Source organism: Streptomyces sp. NPDC002884 (genome assembly GCF_040295245.1).
Classification (GTDB): domain Bacteria; phylum Actinomycetota; class Actinomycetes; order Streptomycetales; family Streptomycetaceae; genus Streptomyces.
On sequence record NZ_JBEOVB010000015.1, the window covers coordinates 44,300 to 59,596 of the forward strand.

Consider the following 15,297-nt stretch of genomic DNA (forward strand, 5'->3'; position numbering starts at 1 on the left):
GCCCTCGCCGGGCGCTCAGGAACCCGGCAGGGCCACGAGCCGCTCGTAGGCCGCGCGCAGCCCGTCGACCGTCTCGCGGTCGGCGGGCCGCAGCGGCGCCCGGACCGGGCCGGCCGGCAGGCCCAGGTCGCCCAGGAGCCCCTTGGCGGTGACGGTTCCGGGCAGGCCCGAGGCCATCATCGACTCCACCAGTTCCATGACCTGCTGCTGAAGCCCGGCGGCTTCGGCGGTGCGGCCCGCGTCGAACGCGTCCAGGACGGCCCGGAGCCGGTCCGGCACCACGTTCGCGACCGTGCTGACGTAACCTGCCCCGCCCACCGCGTACAGCGCGAGGAGGTGCTCCTCGCAGCCCGCGTAGTACGCCAACTCGGTGCGGGCGAGCACCTTCTGCGCGCCGAGGAAGTCGTAGGAACAGTCCTTGACCGCGACGATCCGGGGGTGTTCGGCGAGCCGGAGCATGGTGTCCGGCTCGATCCGGGTGCCCGTGCGGCCGGGGATGTCGTACAGCATCACCGGCAGCCCGCACGAGTCCGCGACCTCGCGGAAGTGCTCCTCCAGGGCGTCCTGCGGCGGCCTGCTGTAGTACGGGCTGACCACGAGCACCCCGTCCGCGCCGGCCTTCTCGGCGGCCCGGGCGAGTTCGACGGTGTGGCGGGTGTCGGACGTGCCCACCCCGGCCACGACCGACGCCCGGTCGCCCACCGCCTCCCGTACCGCGGCCACCAGTTCCGCCTTCTCGGCGTCCGACGTCGTCGGCGACTCACCCGTCGTGCCGGAGAGCACCAGCCCGTCGCAGCCGGCGGACACCAGCCGGTCGGCGAGCCGCCGTGCCCCGTCGAGGTCCAGCGCGCCGGTACCGGTGAACGGCGTGATCATCGCGCAGAGCGCACGGCCGAAGGCCGGAGCGGGGGGCGGAGCAGGGGACAGGGCAGGGGACGGGGCGGGGGACGGACTCGGGTGCGTGCTGCGCGCTGTCGTCATACGGGCAGTCTCGGCCGTAAGACAGTGAAGCTCTACTTAATTTTTCTACGGGATATGGATAAGTGTTCCTGTACTGATGTCCCGCCGCCCGCGGGGTAGCGGCGACCGGCCGGGGTACCCGGATGCTCCGGAACCGAGAGGAGGCGGAACGCCGTGACCGGGACCACGGACATCCGGCCCGTCCGCGAGGGGCACCACAGCGACGGGCACAGCAACGGGCACCACAGCAACGGGCACCACAACGACGGGCACCACACGGTCGGCGAACTCGTCAACCAGGGCACCGAACAGCTCTCCCGGCTCGTACGGCAGGAACTGGCCCTCGCCAAGCACGAGTTCGCAGAGAAGGGCCGGCGTGCCGGGCGCGGCGGAGGTCTGCTCGGCGCCGCGGGCGCGTTCGGCTACGCCGGCCTGCTCGCCCTCGCCGGTACGGCCGTCGCCGCCCTCTCGCTGACGCTGCCCGTCTGGGCGGCGGCGCTCATCGTGACGGCGGTGCTCTTCGTGATCGCCGGTGTGCTCGCCGCGCTCGGCCGTGGCCAGCTGCGCCGGGCCGCGCCGCCCACCCCCGAGGAGACCCTCGGCAGCGTCCGGGCCGACGTCGAGGAGATCAGGGAAAGGGCACACCGATGACGGACAGGACGACGGCCGACCTGCGTCGGCAGATCGAGCGGACCCGGCACCGGCTCGGTGTCACGGTCGAGGAGCTGGCGGCCAGGGCGGACGTCCGCGGCCGCACCCGGGCCCGCGCCGCCGACCTCATGGACCGCGCCGGCGCGATGACCGTACAGCTGCGCAGCACGGCGTCCCAGGCGAGCTATCACCTGCAGGAACGGGCCGGGCGCGCGGGCCACGCGGTGCAGGAGCGGGCGGGGCGCGCCGGGCACGCGGCGCAGGCGGGGGCGGGCCACGCGGCCCGGGGGCGAGCGGGCCGTGCGCGGCACGCCGTGCGGGACGCCGCCGCCCGCGTCGGCCGCAGCGCCCAGGGCCACGGGTTCCACGCCCGCCACGACCTGCGGGACCACGCGACCCGCGCGGGTCGCGCCGCGGAGCGGTCGGCGCCCGCTCCGGTCCGCGTACCCGTGCGGTTCGTCCTGCGGCATCCGCGGCCGGCGGTGGTCGTGGGCGCGGCGGCGGTACTGGCGCTGGTGGCGGCCGGGGCGATCGGAAGGAGCAGGGCGAGGGCGGAGTAGTGGCCCACGCCGGTGCGCAGGCCGGAGGCCCGGTATCCGCCGTATGCGGGTGCCGGGCCTCCGGCCTGTCCGGCACCCGGGCCTGTCCGGCACCCGGGCCTGTCCGGCACCCGGGCCTGTCCGGCACCCGGGCCTGTCCGGCACCCGGGCCTGTCCGGCACCCGGGCCTGTCCGGCACGCCTGACCCACGACCGAAAACCATGTTGTCCTGGACAAAAAAAGTTTTCGGTGAGACGGTGGACGCATGCTGGACGTGACCGTGATCGAGGACCCCGAGGCCGCCGCCGTCTCCCTGGACCCCATACGGGCCGGGCTGCTCGCCGAGCTGGCGGCCGGACCCGCGTCGGCGGCGATGCTGGCCGGCAAGGTCGGGCTGCCGCGGCAGAAGGTGAACTACCACCTCAAGGCGCTGGAGCGGCACGGCCTGGTCGAGCTGGCCGGTGAGCGCCGCAAGGGCAACGTGACCGAGCGGCTGATGCGGGCGACCGCGGCGTCGTACGTGATCTCGCCGCTCGCGCTCGCCGCGGTGCAGCCGGACCCTGACCGCTTCCGGGACCAGCTGTCCGCGCGCTGGCTGCTCGCGCTCGGCGCCCGGCTGGTGCGTGACGTCGGCTCGCTGATCACCGGAGCCGAGAAGGCCCGCAAGGGGCTGGCGACCTACGCGCTGGACGGCGAGGTGCGCTTCGCCTCGGCCGCGGACCGGGCCGCGTTCATCCAGGAGCTGACGGCGGGCGTCGGCGCGCTCATCCGCAAGTACGACGCCCCCGACGCCGAGAGCGGCCGGGACCACCGGATCGTCGTGGCCGTCCATCCCACGGTCAAGACCCCGGCGCAGCCCTCGACCCCGACCCCGAGCCAGACCCAGGAACTGGACAGTCAGTAATCAGGAGCCAACCATGTCCAAGGAATTCGAGATCGCCCGCGAGTTCGAGGTCGACGCCACGCCGCAGCAGGTGTGGGACGCCTTCACCGCGGGGACCGGCGGCTGGCTGTGGCCGATGGAGGAGCCGGAGCCGCACGAGGGCGGCAAGGGCCCCTTCGGGTCCACGGTCACCGTCTGGGACCCGCCGCACCGCTACACCAACCGGGTCGAGAACGTCGACGGCATCTCCGAGCAGACCCTCAACCAGCTCGACTACACCGTCGAGCCGCGCGACGAGGGTCGGCGCGCGTGGGTGCGCTATGTGCACAGCGGCATCTTCGTCGACGACTGGGACAACCAGTACGACGCGGCGGGCCGGCACACCGACTTCTACCTGCACACCCTGCGCCAGTACCTGACGCACTTCGACGGCCGCCCGGTCGCCTTCGTCACCTTCGACGGGCCCGACGCGTCCAAGGCGCCCGACGCCCTGACCGCCGTGGCGCGGGCGCTGGGCCTCGCGGACGACACGGCCGAAGGCGCGCGCGTGGAGGCCCGCGGCCCCGAGGGACAGCTCCTCGAGGCCGTGGTCGACTTCCGCAACCCGTACTTCGTCGGGCTGCGCGGCGACAGCGCCCTCGTCCGCTTCTTCGGCCGCAACCACTGGGGCTACCCGGTCGGCGTCAGCGTCCACGACTTCGCGCCGGACGCCGACGCCGAGGCGAACGAGGCCGCCTGGCGGGGCTGGCTGAACGGAGTGTTCGGCCCGCCCCGGTGACGGCGGCCGCCGGTGTTACGGCTCGAAGCGCAGCACCTGCGGGTCGTGGTCGCTGATCTGGTCGTGGAACTCCGAGTTGATGTGCACGCTGTCGTACTCGAAGTCGCAGCCGCGCCGGATCGACGGGCTCACCAGGATCTGGTCCAGGACCTGCTGGTTGCCCTGGTAGTCGTAGGTGTAACGCTCGTTCTTCGGGAGCGACTTGATCGCCGACCACAGCTCGCCGTCACCCTCGAGGAGCTGCGCGGTGCCGGAGAACTCGAAGTCGTTGATGTCGCCCAGCGCGATGACGTCCGCGTTCTTCTGCGTGTCGAGGATGTCCTTCACGAACGCGTTGACCAGCGTCGCCTGCTGGTGGCGCTGGGTCTCCGAGCTGCGCACCACCGGCTGGTACTGCGCGGTCAGGCCCTGGTCGCCGCCCTTGGAGTTGAAGTGGTTGGCGATCACGAAGACCGTGCGGCCACGGAAGACGAACTCGCCCACCAGCGGCTTGCGGCTGGTCGCCCAGGCCGTGTCGGCCGGGTCGATGCGGCCGGGGGAGGCGGTGAGCTGGGCCTTGCCGCGCACCTTGGTGACACCGACGGCCGTGCCGGCGTCGCCGCCCGCGCGGTCGGTGAAGGAGACCCGCTCCGGGTTGAACAGGAACACTTGACGGATGTTTCCGCCCGGCTCGCCGCCGTCGGTGTTGTTCGTCGGGTCGATCGAGCGCCAGTCGTACGCCGGGCCGCCCGCGGCCACGATGGCGTCGATCAGCTTGCCGACCGTCACATCGGCGGCGACCGTGCCGTCGTTGGTCGCGCCGTTGTTGTCCTGGATCTCCTCCAGGGACACGATGTCGGGCGACTTCAGGTTGTTCACGATCGCGGAGGCGTGCTCCTCGAACGTGGCGTCGGACGGGTCGAGGTTCTCGACGTTGTACGTCGCGACCGCCAGCTCGCCCTTCTTCTGCTTCTGCGTCGTCTCCCGCTCCAGGCCACCGCTCTTCAGCGTGCCGAGCTGACCGGCGACGAGGGTGTAGCCGCCGAACTGGTTGTAGTCCAGCGGGCCCGCGGTGACGCCGGTGAGCGTGTCGCCGACGTTCGCGACGGGGAAGTCCGCCGTCGCGCCGAGCGACTGGATCTGGAGCCGGCCGGTGTTCTGCGAGGTGTAGGAGCCGTACAGCGCGCCCCCGCGGCGGCTGGTGTTCTCGCGCGGCTTCACCGTGACCCACAGCTCGGTGTACGGGTCGGTGGCGGTGACCACGCGGGCGTCGGCGACCTGGACGTTCATGCCCTCGAGGGACTCGTAGTAGTCCAGGGCGTACTTGGCGGGCCGCAGGGTGAGCGCGTTGATCGAGTTGCTCGCGGCGGTGTCGCCGGCCGGGGTGTACGCGGCCGGGACCGACTTCGCGTTCACGACCGTCGCGGCCGGGACCGCGTTGCCGGCGGAGACGACGGTCACCGTCGGCTTGGTGATCTCCGTGATCGTCTGGTTGCCGGTCGAGGCGCCGCCCGGGACGAACTCCGAGACCGTGCCGGTGACCGTGACGGAGTCACCGACGGCGACCTTCGGGACGGAGCTGGTGAAGACGAAGACGCCCTCACTGGTGGCCGGGTCGGCGTCCGGGTTCGGATCCTGGATCCAGAAGCCTCTGGACGAGCCGTAGGTGCGTACGCCGGTGACGATTCCGGCCACACCCGTGACCGCCTGGCCGGCGTACGGCGACACCCGGGTCGTGCCCTGGATGTCGTGGATGGCCACCGTCTCCGCGTGCGCGGGCGCGGAGAGGGCGACGGTGGAGGCCGCGGAACAGACGGCGGCGACGGTGAGCGCGGCGAGACGCGCGGACTTCTTGCTCGGCAACGGAATCCCTCCGGGGACGTACATGAGCGCCGGGACGAGGGTGGAGCGTGGAACGAGGGGCCGCGATCCGCGAGGCGGACGCGACGCGCGTAGAAAATACAGTGAACAGATGTCCATCGGATTTCTACGCGCGTCAATCTCCTGCCTGGTCACGCCACTTGTCAAGGTTTCAGCCATGTACGCCGCCCGGCGGGGAGATGAACCGGGCGGCATGGGTCCATACCCGTCTAGGCTGAGTGGCCCAGTGCCCCCAGCGGGCCGGTGGCACCACGCGCCCTAGGAGAACCAGCCGATGTCAGACAGCTCCCCCCTCCCGCCGGTGCGGCTGCACCCCGAAGCGGAGCTGGCGCGCGACGCGCTGTCCACGCCGTTGCTCTCCCGGGCCGCCCTGCTCGCCCGCTGGGCCGGTCCCGGCACCCGGGTCGACGCCGGGGGCGGACTCGTCGAGGAACAGCTGGCACCCGCCGCCGAGGTACTGGGACTGACCGGGGACGACGCCGCCGCCTACGCGAGCGAGGCCTGGCGGGTCGCCGTGGACGCCGGGCTCGTGGAGGTCGTCGACGAGGAGGCCGGCACCGTCACGGCCGGCGAGGACCTGGCCCTGCTGACCGGCGGTTCCCCGCACGACATCCTCGCCGTCTGGCTCGGCGCCCTGGAGACCGTCCTCGCCGACGCGGCCGTCCCCGACCTGGACGAGCTGATGGAGGCGATGGACGAGGGCGGCGAGGTCGACTTCTCCCGGCTCGACTGGAACCCCGAGGCCGAGGCCGAGTTCCTCGACGGTGTCCTCGGCAACCTCTACCTGCTCACTGCCAGCGAGGACGGCCCCGGCGACGCCCCGGTCCCGCTGCCCGCCCTCGCCGCGTCGATGATCATCCCCGGTGACATGGACGAGCCCACCAACGACGTCCTGGAGCAGGTCTCCGACGCGATGATGCGGCTCGACGACCAGTTCCGGCTGCTGGAGCCGATCGGGATCGTCGCCTACCGGCCCGTCGACGAGGACCTGATGGCGGACCCCGACGAGGAGCCCGCCGCCCCCGTCGACGACACCGACGTCTCCCGCTACGGCATGGTCCGGCTCACCCCCCTCGGCGTGTACGGGCTGCGGGCCCGGCTGCTGGAGGCCGGCTTCCAGGCCCCGGCCGTCGGAGACCTCGCCGACAAGGGCGCCGACGTCCTCCTCGACGGCAGCGCCGGCTACGGCTCGCGCGCCGCCCTCGCCGAGACCGAGCAGTGGCTGGTGCGCCGCGAACCCCTCGACGCCGCAAGGGAGTTGCTGGCCGCCGCCCGCGGCTCGGACCCGGGCGCCCCGCTGCGACGGCTGCGCTGCCAGCAGGCCCTGTCCCTCGTCGGCGGCCAGGCCGAACCCGCCGTCCGCGAGGTCCTCGACGACGCCGAACTCGGCGGCCTCGCCCGCGTCTGGCTCAGCGAGCTCGGCGCGACGGACGTACCGGCGCCCTCCGAGGACCTGGTCTTCTGGCTCACCATCGACACGGTGGCGGCGCAGCTCGCCGCGGAGGGCAACTCCGAGGAGCTCCAGGCACTCGTCGAGGGGCTGGCCCAGCAGCACGGCGGGTTCTTCTCGGCGGCCTGGCGCGTCGACCACCCGGCGACCCCGGACGTCCTGGAGGCGATGGGACGCCTGCATCCGGACAAGCGCATCGCGAAGGAAGCACGCAAGGCGGCCTTCAAGGCACGGTCGCAGCAGGGCGGATGAGCCGTCCGCGGTGCGGGCCTCTTTGGTCTCCCGTGGCCTGATCCGTACGGATTCATGGAAGCGGGTCCCCTGAAGTCGCCCCCCGTTCAACTCCTGTTCAGGCATGGGCGGGACGGTGGCGCCGAACCGAGGTCCGCCACCCTCCACGGCACTTCCACCGCGTCTCAGGAGACACCATGTCGCTCACCCGCAGGGACTTCGCCCGACAATCCGCGATCACCGGTGCCGGGGTCGCGCTGGCGGGCAGCGTAGGCGCCCTCGCCACCGCGCCGAACGCCCTCGCCTCCACGGAGACCGAGTCCGCGGCGGACACCGCCGACGCGACGCGGAAGCCGGCGGCCGGGCACCACGGGGTCGGCTACGGACCGCTGCTGTCCGACCCCGCGGGCATCCTCGCGCTGCCCGCCGGGTTCACGTACCGCGTCATCACCTACAGCGGCAGGACGAAGCTGGAGTCCGGCGAGATCACGCCGTCCAACCACGACGGCACCGCCACCTTCTGCGGCCCGCGCGGCGCGACGCTGCTCGTCAACAACCACGAACTGAAGGGCCCGCGCGCGAGCTGGGCGTACCCGGTCCCGCTCACCGAGGGCCTGGTCTACGACCCGGCGGCGGCCGGCGGCTGCACGGTCGTCGAGGTGCGCCCCGGCGGCCATGTCGCCGAATGGGTCGGCATCGCCGGCACCTCCACCAACTGCGCGGGCGGCACCACCCCTTGGGACACCTGGCTCACCGGCGAGGAGACCGAGGACAAGGCCGGCCAGAACGGCATGACCAAGGACCACGGCTACATCTTCGAGGTGGACCCCGAGGACCGCCGTGCCAACCGCGATCCGAAGCCCGTCAAGGCGTTCGGCCGGTACGCCCACGAGGCGGTCGTCATCGACCCCAAGCGCGGTCACGCCTACCTCACCGAGGACGCCTCCGGCCCCAACGGCCTGCTCTTCCGCTGGACCCCGCCGGCGGGCTTCCGGCACGGCCGCGGCAAGCTGCGCACCCTCGCCGACGACGCCGGCGTCCTCCAGGCGTTCAAGTGCTTCGACTCCGGCGGCAAGTTCGTCGACGACCTCTCCCGCGCCACGAAGATCGGCACGGTCTACGGCGTCGACTGGATCGACGTCCCCGACCGCGACGCCAGGACGGTCTCCGTCCGCAAGCAGTTCACCGAAGGCCAGGTCACCCGCGCCCGCAAGCTGGAGGGCATGTGGTGGGGCGACGGCGGCACCTACATCGTCTCCTCCTACGCCCGTGACGAGAGCCCCGTCCAGCACGACGGCGCCGTCTGGTTCTACGACCCCAAGCGCCGCACCCTGACCCTGAAGGTCCTGCTCGGCGTGAACCCCGACCCGTCCGTCGACGGCGCCTTCGACGGCCCCGACAACATCACCGTCTCCCCGTACGGCGGTCTCGTCATCGCCGAGGACGGCGAGGGCGTCCAGCACCTGTTCGGCGCGACCGACAGCGGCCGCACCTACCCCATCGCCCGCAACGAACTGAACATCGGCACCGCGGACGAGCCGGAGTACAGCGAGTTCACCGGCGTCACTTTCTCGCCCGACGGCCACACCCTCTTCGCCAACATCCAGACCCCGGGCATCATGCTGGCGATCACCGGGCCCTGGAAGCGCCAGCAGCGGTAATTCACCGGCACCTGTTAATTCGCTCGCGACTTCCGTGCTGCGTCTCCTAGATTGAGATCACGACAACGCACCTCCCGGTGCGCAGGCTGCGGCTACTTCTTTGCAACAGAAATCGACGCCGCCGCCGACTCGATCTCGGGAGGCGCAGCATGTGGTGGGTGCCCGGTGCGCAGGCAACGGTTACTTCATTGGATCGGACGGTCGCGGGTTCGAGTCCCGTCATCGGCTTCAGGCCGATGTAGCTCAGTCGGTCAGAGCATCTGGCTAAGTCCGTCGCCGACTCCTGATCTCGGGCACCCTCCTTATGCTGCGCCACTCCCCGATACACGACTGAATCAGCATTGAATTCGGGGGAATTCATGATGGCGCGCTTCAATGTCCGTGCCCGGAAATCGCAGCCCACCTCGCCCGTGACCACCACGGGCCGCACACTCCGCACCCACCAGGGCGGCGCAGGACACGAGCGGGACGCCCGCTCCGAGCTCTTTCTGCTGGCCGTGGCCAACTTCGTCTCCCAGCAGACCTTCTACGAGACCGGCGCCGCCCGCGACGACCGCTTCACGAAGCTGCTGCGCGAACTGGCCGTCGGCGACCCGTCCTGGACGGCCGGCCTGCTCGGCTGGCTGCGCGGCGAGGGCAACCTCCGTACCGCCGCGGTCGTCGGGGCCGCCGAGTACGTACACGCCCGTCTGGCGGCGGGCGTGACCGAGGGTCCGTCGAACCGGCAGGTCGTGGACTCCGTGCTGCAGCGGCCCGACGAGCCCGGCGAGTTGCTCGCGTACTGGACGGCGACGTACGGCCGCAACATCCCCAAGCCCGTCAAGCGGGGGATCGCCGACGCCGTACGACGGCTGTACAACGGCAGGTCGCTGCTGAAGTACGACACCGCGTCCAAGGGCTACCGCTTCGGTGACGTCCTCAACCTGGTGCACGCGGCGCCCGACCCGGACAAGCCGTGGCAGGGCGAGCTGTTCCGGTACGCGCTGGACCGCCGGCACCACCCGGACACCGCCGTGCCGCCCGCCTCGGACCGCGTCCTGACCGCGCACCGCGAGCTGATGGCGCTGCCCGTCGAGGACCGGCGGGCGGTGGTCACCTCGCAGGCCGGGGCCGAGCGGCTCGCGGCGGCCGGGATGACCTGGGAGGCGCTGGCCGGCTGGCTCCAGGGGCCGATGGACAGGGCGGCCTGGGAGGCGGTCATCCCCTCCATGGGGGCCATGGCCGTGACCCGCAACCTGCGCAACTTCGACGAGGCGGGTGTCTGCGACGAGGTCGCGGCGCGGGTGGCGGCGAAGATCAGCGACCCGGCGGAGGTGACGCGCTCGCGGCAGTTCCCCTTCCGGTACCTCGCCGCCTACCAGCACGCGCCCTCGCTGCGCTGGGCGTACCCGCTGGAGCGGGCGCTCGGCCACTCGCTGGCCAACGTGCCCGCGCTGCCCGGCCGGACGCTGGTGCTCGTCGACCGCTCGGGCTCGATGTTCTACGCACGGCTGTCCGACCGTTCCGCGCTCAACCGGGCCGACGCGGCGGCGATCTTCGGCACGGCGCTCGCGCTGCGGGCGGCCGACGCCGACCTCGTCGAGTTCGGTACCGGCAGCAACACGATCAAGTTCCGTAAGGGGGAGTCCATGGTGAAGATTCTGGAGCGTTTCGGTGACCTCGGTGGTACGGACACCACCGAGGCCGTGCGCCGGCACTACCGCGCACACGACCGGGTGCTGATCGTGACCGACGAGCAGTTCGCCGCGAGCCGCCACGGCGACCCGACCGACCAGGTACCGGCGAACGTGCCGGTCTACACCTGGAACCTGGCCGGCCACCGCGCGGGCCACGGTCCGTCGGGCAAGGGCAACCGGCACACCTTCGGCGGGCTCTCGGACGCGGCCTTCCGGATGGTGCCGCTGCTCGAGGCCGCCGACGACACGCGGTGGCCGTGGGCGGCCTGAGAGCCGGCGCGGGCTAGCCGAGCCGTGAGACCTGGTAGTGGCCGATGTGCCAGTCGTCCTCCTCGCGTCTCACCAGAACGCCGAGGTACACGGCGATCGTGGGCCGGTCGGTGAACGAGAACTCCACGTTGAGGTAGCCGAGGACGAGGTCGTCGGCGAGACGTCTGGTCTCGAGGAACCGGTAGTCGGCCGTCATGCCGAGGGGCTGGGAGTCGTAGTAGTCCGCGACTCCCGGCCTCCCCGTGCTGTAGGGGTGCAGGCCCTGGAAGATCGCGTCCTCGGTGAAGAGGGCGGCGACCCGCCCGGGTTCGTGCGCGTCGACGGCGGCCTTCCAGCGGTCCAGTACCCCGCGCAGGATCGCCTCGTCGTCCGTCGTACGGCTGCTCATGGCTGTGCTCCTGTCCGCCGGTCAGTGGCCAGCGCTCATGCCGCCGTCGACGTGGAGGATCTCGCCGGTGACGAACGGGGCGTTCTCCAAGTAGACGACCGCGTCGACGATGTCGCTCTGCTCGCCCATCCGGCCGACCGGGTGCAGCGCGGCGAGGAAGTCGTGCGTCTCCTCGGCGTGCATCGGGGTCTTGATGGTCCCCGGCGAGACGGCGTTGGCGCGGATGCCCCGGGTGGCGTACTCGATGGCGAGCGACTTGGTGGCGGACTGGAGGCCGCCCTTGGTCAGCGAGGCCAGTACGGAGGGCACGTCGGCGTCGGCGTTGTCGACCAGGCTGGTGGTGATGTTGACGATGTGCCCGCCGCCCTGGGCCAGCATCCGCTCGACGGCGAGCTGGGTGAGGTGGAAGAACCCGGCCAGGTTCACGCCGGTCACGGTGGCGTAGTCGTCCGGGGTGTAGTCGGTGAAGGGCTTCGCGACGAACACGCCCGCGTTGTTGACCAGCGTGTCGATCCGGCCGAACCGCTCCACGGCCGCCGCGACGACGCGTTCTGCGGTGGCCGGGTCGGCGATGTCGCCCTGGACGGTGACGAGGTCGACGTCGTCGGAGGGCGCGATGGTGCGTGAGGTGGCGACGACGGCGTGCCCGAGCTTGCGGTAGGCCTCGACCAGTCCGGCGCCGATGCCCTGGGACGCGCCGGTGATGACGGCGACCTTGCGGTGCTGAACGCTCATGGTGATCTTCTCCGAGGGGACGCGATGACCGGTCACTAGCCGACCGGTCGACTATCTGGAACGTAGGTCGGTCGCGGGCCGAGGTCAAAGGCCTGGAGGGTCCTCGCCGGGACCCGTTTCCTCCCGCCCGGGAGGAACAGGCTCCCAGCGCAGCTCAGCGGGGAGGTGAGGACGAGTCTCGGCGCGGCTCAGCGGGGGAGCGCGTACGGGTCGCCGGCGGGCAGCCAGGCGTCCGGGGCGTGGATCCCGAGGCCGTCGGCGCCGACGCCGTCGCAGAGCGCGTCGACGACGCCGAGGACCCCGGCGCGCTCCTCGGTCGCGCGCCGCACCAGGGACCAGGTCCAGTACACCTGCGGCGCGACGACCTCGCGGCGGACCAGGTCGGACGGCAGCGCGGCCGTCTGCCCCTTGGGCGAGTTGAGGACGGGGCGACGGCAGCGGCGGACGTGGTCGAAGAAGGCGGGCCCGGTCACGGCGCCGTCGGAGATACGCACGGCACGGGCCCCGGTGGCCCGCGTCAGCTCCTCGGCGTACTCGTTCCAGGACGCCCAGGAGGTGACGTCGTCGTCGATGAGGACGTCGGTGTCGCCGGCGGACACGGCGGGCGCGGCGGACGGTTCGCCGGTGTCGGCGCTCCTGGCGACGGCGTACAGCCGGTCGGCGCCGAGGAGCCGGGCCCGCAGTCCGTACCGCTCCAGGTCCTCGTTGCGGACCCAGCACACGGCGAGGTCGAGGCTGCCGTCGGCGACCCGGGCGGCCTGGGTGTGCGAGGGCGCGACCCACGCGTCGACATGGACCTGGGCCACCGCGGCGGTGCGCCGGGTCAGGTCCGCCGGCAGCCAGTTGACGTATCCGAGCCGTACCGCCTGCGAGCCGGACAGCCGACGGGCGCGGCCGCGGAGGTCGTCCGCCCGTTCCAGCAGCGCCCGCGTGTGCGGGAGCAGGTCGGCTCCGGCCGGAGTGAGCGAGACCGACCGGCGGTCGCGGTCGAAGAGGCGTACGCCGAGGTCGCGCTCGAGCGCCTTGATCTGCTGGGAAAGGGACGGACCGGCGATCAGGAGCCGCGCGGCGGCCCGCCCGAAGTTCAGCTCCTCGGCGACCGCGACGAAATACCGCAGCTGGCGCAGTTCCACGCCCGCCATGCTACGTCCGGGGCGATCCGGTAGGAGGCTGTTCCTACCAGCCGGGAGACCGGCGGTCGTGGCCGCCGCGCGACGGCGGGCGGAGGATGGGGGTGGGCGAGCGCGACGGCGTCCGGCCGACGCGATCCGCCACGATCCCCACCGAGCGGAGCGGGACCATGCGAGAGTTCCTGGTCGAGATCACCACCACCGTCCCCGAGGGCACCGGTCAGGACGAGGTCGACGAACGGCGTGCCGCCGAGTCCGTCCGAGCCCGCGAACTGGCGGCCTCCGGCCATCTGGCCCGGCTGTGGCGGCCGGTCGGCGAACTGCGCAGCATCGGTGTCTGGTGCGCCGCCGACGAGGCGGAACTCCACGAGAAGGTGCTCGGCACGCTGCCGCTGCGCCCGTGGATGACCCTCACCGTCACCGCGCTCCGGCCCCACCCCAACGACCCGGGCCCGGACCGCGCCGACGGCACGCCGTGACGGCTCCCCGGAGCCGGACCGCCCGGTCCGCCGCCCGGTCCGCTGCCGCCCGGCCTGTCGTCGTGCGGCCCGCTGCCGCGCCGGTCCGCCGCCCGGCCCGCTGCCGCGCCGACCCGCCTCATGGGCCCCGTCCGCCCCGCGCCCCGCGCGCCGCACTCGACGGCCGACGTGCCGCGAGGTCGGCCTCGGGTAGGCGGGACGGGACCGGAGCGGCGCCGGATGCCCTTCAGACGCCCGCCGCGTCCACTCGTGGTGCGGGGATGCCCAGCAGTGCCAGGCAGTTCGCCCACAGGGGGCCGAGCCGGTCGGCGTCGTTGTAGAGCTTGGCGAACATGACCTGTCCCTCGAGCTGGGCGACGACGGCCCGTGCGGTCGCCCGGGTGTCGGTCACGCCGACCTCGCCGCGCTCCAGGGCCTCGGCGACGACCGACTCGACCATCTCGACCTGCGCCTCGAAGATCCCCTGGAGGCGGTCGCGGACGGCCTCGGTCCGGTTGCTCAGCTCCAGCGTGAGGTTCCCGAACAGGCACCCCGCCACGGTGCCGCAGCTCTGCTGCCCGGCACGCTGGGCGGCCTCCGTCTCCTCGAACAGCAGCCGCAGCCGGGCCAGTGGTTCCGCCTCGCCGTGCAGCACCCGCGCCCACGCGCTCCGTTGGCCGTCCCACTGCTCGTCGACGACGGTGAGCGCGAGAGCCTCCTTGGACTCGAAGAAGTAGTAGAAGCTGCCCTTCGGCACCCCGGCCGTCCTGCAGATCTCGGCCACACCCAGCGCCGAGTAGCCGCGCAGCTCGATCAGTGACCGCGCGGCACTGAGGATCTTCTCGCGGGCATCGCTGGTCCGTCCCATGAGGCGAGTGTACGACCGACGCGTACGACCGGTCGTCTACTGATCCGGTGCCGCTCGGCCCTTGTCTGCGGCCCGAACTGATATCTAACATTTCAGTTCATGGAGGCTGTGCCACGCACGCTGCTCAGGGACCGCGCCTACGCGGCCATCCGGGACGCCATCGTGGCCGGGGACATCGCCCCCGGCGCGGTGGTGCGCGACGCCGATCTCGCCGAGCGGCTCGGGCTGTCCCGGGCGCCGGTGCGGGAGGCGTTCGCCCGGCTGGTCGACGAGGGGCTGCTGGAGAGCAAGCCGCAGAGCTACACGCGGGTGACCCCGGTGGTGGCCGCCGAGGTACGGGACGCGGCGGCCGTGGTGGGCGCGATGCACGAACTGGCCACCCGGGTGGCGGTGCCCCGGCTGTTCGCGGCGGACGTCGAGGGGATGCGCGCGGCCAACGAACGGTTCGCCGCCGCCGTACGGTCCGGGGACGTGGACGCCGCCCTGCGCGCCGACGACGCGCTGCACGACATCCTCGTCCGGGCCGCCGGCAACCGCGCGGCCGCCGCCACCATCGCCCGCTACACCCCTCTCATCCGGCGGTTGGAGCGACGGCGCTTCGGCGAGGGCGGCACCTGCCGTTCGGCCGGGCTGCACGGCCGGCTGATCGAGGCCTGCGCCGACGCCGACGTGGACGAGGCCGTCCGCGTCACGGCGGAGATCTGGCGCACCCTCGCGGATCTCGCCGACTCCGACGACCGAGCGGCCGAGTGACGTTGG

15 protein-coding genes are annotated in these 15,297 nt (G+C 72.4%); 9 read left to right on the plus strand and 6 right to left on the minus strand.

The window, feature by feature from the left end; genetic code table 11:
• Positions 1–15: 15 nt before the first annotated feature.
• Positions 16–981: a 4-hydroxy-tetrahydrodipicolinate synthase gene (gene dapA, locus ABT070_RS27100; protein WP_351764476.1), complete on the minus strand. Its 966-nt coding sequence runs from the start codon at positions 979–981 to the stop codon at positions 16–18.
• 153 nt (positions 982–1,134) lie between these two features.
• Here dapA and ABT070_RS27105 point away from each other — a divergent pair, with 153 nt between their 5' ends.
• The 4 genes from ABT070_RS27105 to ABT070_RS27120 all read left to right on the plus strand — a co-directional run bounded on the left by ABT070_RS27105 (position 1,135) and on the right by ABT070_RS27120 (position 3,811).
• Positions 1,135–1,611 (plus strand): phage holin family protein, encoded by a 477-nt coding sequence (locus ABT070_RS27105; protein WP_451101502.1) that lies wholly within the window; start codon positions 1,135–1,137, stop codon positions 1,609–1,611.
• Complete coding sequence (locus ABT070_RS27110) at positions 1,608–2,171, plus strand: DUF3618 domain-containing protein (protein ID WP_351764477.1); 564 nt, start codon at positions 1,608–1,610, stop codon at positions 2,169–2,171. The genes ABT070_RS27105 and ABT070_RS27110 overlap by 4 nt, the downstream gene beginning before the upstream one ends.
• 244 nt (positions 2,172–2,415) lie before the next feature.
• The gene (locus ABT070_RS27115) at positions 2,416–3,054 is read left to right on the plus strand and encodes an ArsR/SmtB family transcription factor (protein ID WP_351764478.1); all 639 of its coding nucleotides are present in this window, start codon (positions 2,416–2,418) and stop codon (positions 3,052–3,054) included.
• Between the two features lie 13 nt (positions 3,055–3,067).
• Positions 3,068–3,811: an SRPBCC family protein gene (locus ABT070_RS27120; RefSeq protein WP_351764479.1), complete on the plus strand. Its 744-nt coding sequence runs from the start codon at positions 3,068–3,070 to the stop codon at positions 3,809–3,811.
• 15 nt (positions 3,812–3,826) lie between these two features.
• Here the strand turns inward: ABT070_RS27120 and ABT070_RS27125 are convergent, their stop codons facing one another.
• On the minus strand, positions 3,827–5,653 hold the full coding sequence (locus tag ABT070_RS27125; protein WP_351764480.1) for a DUF8508 domain-containing protein: 1,827 nt from the start codon (positions 5,651–5,653) through the stop codon (positions 3,827–3,829).
• A gap of 292 nt (positions 5,654–5,945) precedes the next feature.
• Between ABT070_RS27125 and ABT070_RS27130 the strand changes: the two genes are divergently transcribed.
• The 3 genes from ABT070_RS27130 (at position 5,946) to ABT070_RS27140 (ending at position 10,959) form a co-directional block, all read left to right on the plus strand.
• On the plus strand, positions 5,946–7,373 hold the full coding sequence (locus tag ABT070_RS27130; protein ID WP_351764481.1) for a hypothetical protein: 1,428 nt from the start codon (positions 5,946–5,948) through the stop codon (positions 7,371–7,373).
• A gap of 176 nt (positions 7,374–7,549) precedes the next feature.
• Positions 7,550–9,013 (plus strand): alkaline phosphatase PhoX, encoded by a 1,464-nt coding sequence (locus ABT070_RS27135; protein ID WP_351764482.1) that lies wholly within the window; start codon positions 7,550–7,552, stop codon positions 9,011–9,013.
• A gap of 362 nt (positions 9,014–9,375) precedes the next feature.
• The gene (locus ABT070_RS27140) at positions 9,376–10,959 is read left to right on the plus strand and encodes a TROVE domain-containing protein (protein ID WP_351764483.1); all 1,584 of its coding nucleotides are present in this window, start codon (positions 9,376–9,378) and stop codon (positions 10,957–10,959) included.
• 13 nt (positions 10,960–10,972) lie between these two features.
• Here the strand turns inward: ABT070_RS27140 and ABT070_RS27145 are convergent, their stop codons facing one another.
• From ABT070_RS27145 to ABT070_RS27155, 3 genes are all read right to left on the minus strand, one after another.
• Positions 10,973–11,347: a YybH family protein gene (locus tag ABT070_RS27145; protein ID WP_351764484.1), complete on the minus strand. Its 375-nt coding sequence runs from the start codon at positions 11,345–11,347 to the stop codon at positions 10,973–10,975.
• Between the two features lie 21 nt (positions 11,348–11,368).
• Positions 11,369–12,082, minus strand: a complete 714-nt coding sequence (locus ABT070_RS27150) for an SDR family NAD(P)-dependent oxidoreductase (protein ID WP_351764485.1) — start codon at positions 12,080–12,082, stop codon at positions 11,369–11,371.
• A 188-nt stretch (positions 12,083–12,270) separates the two neighbouring features.
• Entirely contained in the window at positions 12,271–13,224 is a 954-nt protein-coding gene (locus ABT070_RS27155; protein ID WP_351764486.1) for a LysR family transcriptional regulator, read from the minus strand.
• A 158-nt stretch (positions 13,225–13,382) separates the two neighbouring features.
• Between ABT070_RS27155 and ABT070_RS27160 the strand changes: the two genes are divergently transcribed.
• The gene (locus ABT070_RS27160; RefSeq protein ID WP_351764487.1) at positions 13,383–13,691 is read left to right on the plus strand and encodes a muconolactone Delta-isomerase family protein; all 309 of its coding nucleotides are present in this window, start codon (positions 13,383–13,385) and stop codon (positions 13,689–13,691) included.
• Between the two features lie 226 nt (positions 13,692–13,917).
• Here ABT070_RS27160 and ABT070_RS27165 read toward each other — a convergent pair whose 3' ends face one another.
• Positions 13,918–14,538 (minus strand): TetR/AcrR family transcriptional regulator, encoded by a 621-nt coding sequence (locus ABT070_RS27165; RefSeq protein ID WP_351764488.1) that lies wholly within the window; start codon positions 14,536–14,538, stop codon positions 13,918–13,920.
• A gap of 99 nt (positions 14,539–14,637) precedes the next feature.
• Between ABT070_RS27165 and ABT070_RS27170 the strand changes: the two genes are divergently transcribed.
• Positions 14,638–15,291 carry a GntR family transcriptional regulator gene (locus ABT070_RS27170; RefSeq protein WP_351764489.1) on the plus strand — a complete coding sequence of 218 codons (654 nt, stop codon included), beginning with the start codon at positions 14,638–14,640 and terminating at the stop codon, positions 15,289–15,291.
• Positions 15,292–15,297 lie beyond the last annotated feature (6 nt).

Excerpts from the sequence above, each read along its gene's own strand:
- dapA (WP_351764476.1), bottom strand. The coding sequence starts at position 981 with ATGACGACAGCGCGCAGCACGCACCCGAGTCCGTCCCCCGCCCCGTCC.
- ABT070_RS27110 (WP_351764477.1), top strand. The coding sequence starts at position 1,608 with ATGACGGACAGGACGACGGCCGACCTGCGTCGGCAGATCGAGCGGACC.
- ABT070_RS27115 (WP_351764478.1), top strand. The coding sequence starts at position 2,416 with ATGCTGGACGTGACCGTGATCGAGGACCCCGAGGCCGCCGCCGTCTCC.
- ABT070_RS27120 (WP_351764479.1), top strand. The coding sequence starts at position 3,068 with ATGTCCAAGGAATTCGAGATCGCCCGCGAGTTCGAGGTCGACGCCACG.
- ABT070_RS27130 (WP_351764481.1), top strand. The coding sequence starts at position 5,946 with ATGTCAGACAGCTCCCCCCTCCCGCCGGTGCGGCTGCACCCCGAAGCG.
- ABT070_RS27135 (WP_351764482.1), top strand. The coding sequence starts at position 7,550 with ATGTCGCTCACCCGCAGGGACTTCGCCCGACAATCCGCGATCACCGGT.
- ABT070_RS27140 (WP_351764483.1), top strand. The coding sequence starts at position 9,376 with ATGGCGCGCTTCAATGTCCGTGCCCGGAAATCGCAGCCCACCTCGCCC.
- ABT070_RS27145 (WP_351764484.1), bottom strand. The coding sequence starts at position 11,347 with ATGAGCAGCCGTACGACGGACGACGAGGCGATCCTGCGCGGGGTACTG.
- ABT070_RS27150 (WP_351764485.1), bottom strand. The coding sequence starts at position 12,082 with ATGAGCGTTCAGCACCGCAAGGTCGCCGTCATCACCGGCGCGTCCCAG.
- ABT070_RS27155 (WP_351764486.1), bottom strand. The coding sequence starts at position 13,224 with ATGGCGGGCGTGGAACTGCGCCAGCTGCGGTATTTCGTCGCGGTCGCC.
- ABT070_RS27160 (WP_351764487.1), top strand. The coding sequence starts at position 13,383 with ATGCGAGAGTTCCTGGTCGAGATCACCACCACCGTCCCCGAGGGCACC.
- ABT070_RS27165 (WP_351764488.1), bottom strand. The coding sequence starts at position 14,538 with ATGGGACGGACCAGCGATGCCCGCGAGAAGATCCTCAGTGCCGCGCGG.
- ABT070_RS27170 (WP_351764489.1), top strand. The coding sequence starts at position 14,638 with ATGGAGGCTGTGCCACGCACGCTGCTCAGGGACCGCGCCTACGCGGCC.